This window comes from Skermanella sp., assembly GCF_059503625.1.
In genome coordinates this window covers 1-2,687 of sequence record NZ_JCACHA010000358.1, presented here as the reverse complement: position 1 = coordinate 2,687, position 2,687 = coordinate 1, and the positions used below count along the sequence as shown (strand labels likewise).

4 protein-coding genes are annotated in these 2,687 nt (G+C 59.4%); 2 read left to right on the top strand and 2 right to left on the bottom strand.

The features are described 5' to 3' along the window. On the top strand, nt 1–662 hold a 662-nt coding region (locus AC5JJ6_RS08150), incomplete at its 5' end, for a sensor histidine kinase (RefSeq protein WP_496041556.1). Nucleotides 663–893: 231 nt separating this feature from the next. Here AC5JJ6_RS08150 and AC5JJ6_RS08145 read toward each other — a convergent pair. Beyond that, the gene (locus AC5JJ6_RS08145; protein ID WP_496041555.1) at nt 894–1,016 is read right to left on the bottom strand and encodes a hypothetical protein; all 123 of its coding nucleotides are present in this window, start codon (nt 1,014–1,016) and stop codon (nt 894–896) included. A gap of 69 nt (nt 1,017–1,085) precedes the next feature. Next, a complete protein-coding gene (locus AC5JJ6_RS08140; RefSeq protein WP_496041554.1) occupies nt 1,086–1,841 on the bottom strand; it encodes a calcium-binding protein in 756 nt (251 codons plus the stop codon). 272 nt (nt 1,842–2,113) lie between these two features. Between AC5JJ6_RS08140 and AC5JJ6_RS08135 the strand changes: the two genes are divergently transcribed. Next, on the top strand, nt 2,114–2,687 hold a 574-nt coding region (locus AC5JJ6_RS08135), incomplete at its 3' end, for a LacI family DNA-binding transcriptional regulator (protein ID WP_496041553.1).

Genomic DNA, 2,687 nt, shown 5'->3' with positions numbered 1-2,687 from the left:
CAACCACTCTGGCGCTTGAGGATAGCCTGCGCGAGAAGGAAGCCCTGCTGCGCGAGGTTCATCACCGGGTCAAAAACAACATGCAGGGCACCGTCGGTATCCTGTTGTTCGAACGCAGCCGGATCAGGGACGATTATGCCCGGGAGCGGCTGCGGGTGATCAGTGACCGCATCTCGATACAGGGGCGCGTCCACCAGCAGCTCTATGAGCAGGGTGACCTGCACCGCATCGAGTTCGGGACCTTTCTGACCGATCTGTGCCTGAGCATCATGGCAACCTTCGGCGAGGCGGCTGCCGAGATCAAGCTGAGCGTCGATGCCGACACTCTCCACTGCGACATCGACGTGGCGATGCCGCTTGGATTGATCACCAACGAGCTTGTGACCAATGCTGTCAAGCACGGCTTCAAAGATCATAGGCGCGGTGAGATCACGATCACCCTGAAGCGGCATGACGGTTCAGTGGTGCTGTCCGTTTCGGATACTGGCGTTGGCTGCTGGAAAAGCCACGAGTGCCTGACCGAGATCCCTCTGCAGGACCACGGCATCGGCACCACTTTGATCAAGGAACTGGTCCGGCAGATCGAGGGCGAATTCATCCTGATGCAGGACATCACCGGAACCACAGCAAGGATCCGGATACCGCTCGACGGCTTCCGCTGAAGTTTCAGCCACAGTTTCGTTCCCCGACCTCTGAGTTGCTGCTGAGGCGAACAAGGGAATGCATGCTGATCCGGCGGTATCAAAGTCCAGGGCCAGTTCGCGTGCTGGAAGCAGGTCATCGGTGATGACCTTTGCGTCCACAGCGACGAGGCTTGCGCCACCAAAAGTCACCATCGCGGTCCAAATCCTGAAACCGAATGCTCGACCTTCGAGGCACGAACTCTGTCCACGTCACCTGATCACCGGCAGGGTCAGGGTAATTTCCGGCGCCGCTCTGCTCAGTGCAACATACCTCGTGGAGGACTGGGTGCCCCCGACCGCCTTGGAAGCGGGAATGGCGGTGGGATGTTTCATATTTCAGCTTCCAAGGGTGGTGCGCCCCGCTTCCCCGTCAGGGCGGCCGAGCGCACCACTCGTGGCTGCTTAGAAGAAGGCAATGTCGCCGACTGGACTGCTGCCCTTCACCACGATGTCATGCCAGCCGGCGTCGCTGACGTCGTTCAAGGTGATGACCCAGTCTTTGGTATTGTGCCAGACACTGTACTGCCCTTCACCAGGGGCGCTGGTGTCGCCGGCAAAGGTGTAATTGCCCTTCAGATAAATAACGTCCTCGAGGTCGTTGAAGTCGTGAATGGTATCGGCTTTGAAAGCCCCGCTGTCACCGGTGTCGGCCGCCTCGAAGAAGAACCAGTCCATGCCGGTGCCGCCACTGATCGTGTCGACGCCGGTGCCGGCGTATATGTTGTCGTGACCGGCTTCGCCCCTCAAGTGGTCGTCTCCGGAGCCGCCATACAGCCGGTCACCGTTTTCGCCGCCCAGCAGGTAGTCGTGCCCCTCCCCGCCCCTGAGCAGGTTGTTGCCTGATCCGCCGTAGAGCTCGTCGTTGCCAGTCCAGCCGTCGAGGGTGTCGTTGCCGGTGCCGCCGAAGACTTTATCGTTGCCCGACCCGGCATAGATGTTGTCGCTGCCGGCCCCGCCGTCGAGATAATCGTTGCCGTCGAAGGTCGTGGGACTGGACTTCGAGCCGCCATAGATCCTGTCGTTGCCGTCGCCGCCAAAGACCCAGTCATCGCCCAGTTTGGCGTAGACAGTGTCATTGCCGTCCTTGGCCTCAATGGTATCTGAGTAGTCCGTGCCGTTGATGGTGTGGGGACCGGGTATGTCTGAGATGATCGTCATCTGGTTTCTCTCGTGATGTCAGCTGTTGTGAAAAAGAAACGACATCTCTGCCGTCAATGATACTGGCCGTTCTTGGCCACGTCATCGATCAGAAAGCTAATTCATTGTGGGATTTCGGTATGTGAACTGGTGCACGAAATTTGCTACCGGGTGCAGAATAGACCGCAGCCGGTAGCATTAACTATTTATAGCCGAAGCAGGACGAGCACGGACCCCATATCCTGCATGAACACAATGAAATGGACGTTCCAGCTGGTCCTCCGGAGGGTCTCATGCAGAGACGGGCGACGGCGAAAGAGGTTGCGGAAGCTGCCGGTGTTTCCAAGTGGACCGTCATCCGCGCCTTTACGCCCGGCGCTTCGATCGCCGAGGAAACCCTTGCGAACGTGCTCAGGGTCGCCAAGAAGCTGAACTACTCCCCCAACCTGCTGGCCAGGAGCCTGGCGACTAACCTGACCAACCAGGTTGCGGTCCTGATCGACGACTTCGGCAACCCGCACAAGCTGCCGTTCCTGGAAAGGCTCACCGAAAGGCTTCAAGCGGAGGGACTGGTGGTGATGCTGATCAACATCAACCGGCACTTCGATCACGCCCACGCCCTGCTCAGCGCCGACCAGCGGCAGGTCGACGCTATTGTGCTGTTTGGAACGTCGTTCCGGGACGAGACGCTGCGCGACAAGCGACTTCGGCGGAGCCTTCCGCTGATCGTCCTGGCGCGGGACAGCCAGATCAAGGGAGTTCCTGCGGTCACCTGCGATACCGACATCGCAATGGACGAGATTTGCGCATATCTGGCGACAAAGCCCTACCGCTGTCCGGGGTTCATGCCGGGGCCAGCGTGTTGCA

Bases quoted from the DNA above. Each gene is read 5' to 3' on its own strand.
- AC5JJ6_RS08145 (WP_496041555.1), bottom strand. From the start codon at position 1,016: ATGAAACATCCCACCGCCATTCCCGCTTCCAAGGCGGTCGGGGGCACC.
- AC5JJ6_RS08140 (WP_496041554.1), bottom strand. From the start codon at position 1,841: ATGACGATCATCTCAGACATACCCGGTCCCCACACCATCAACGGCACG.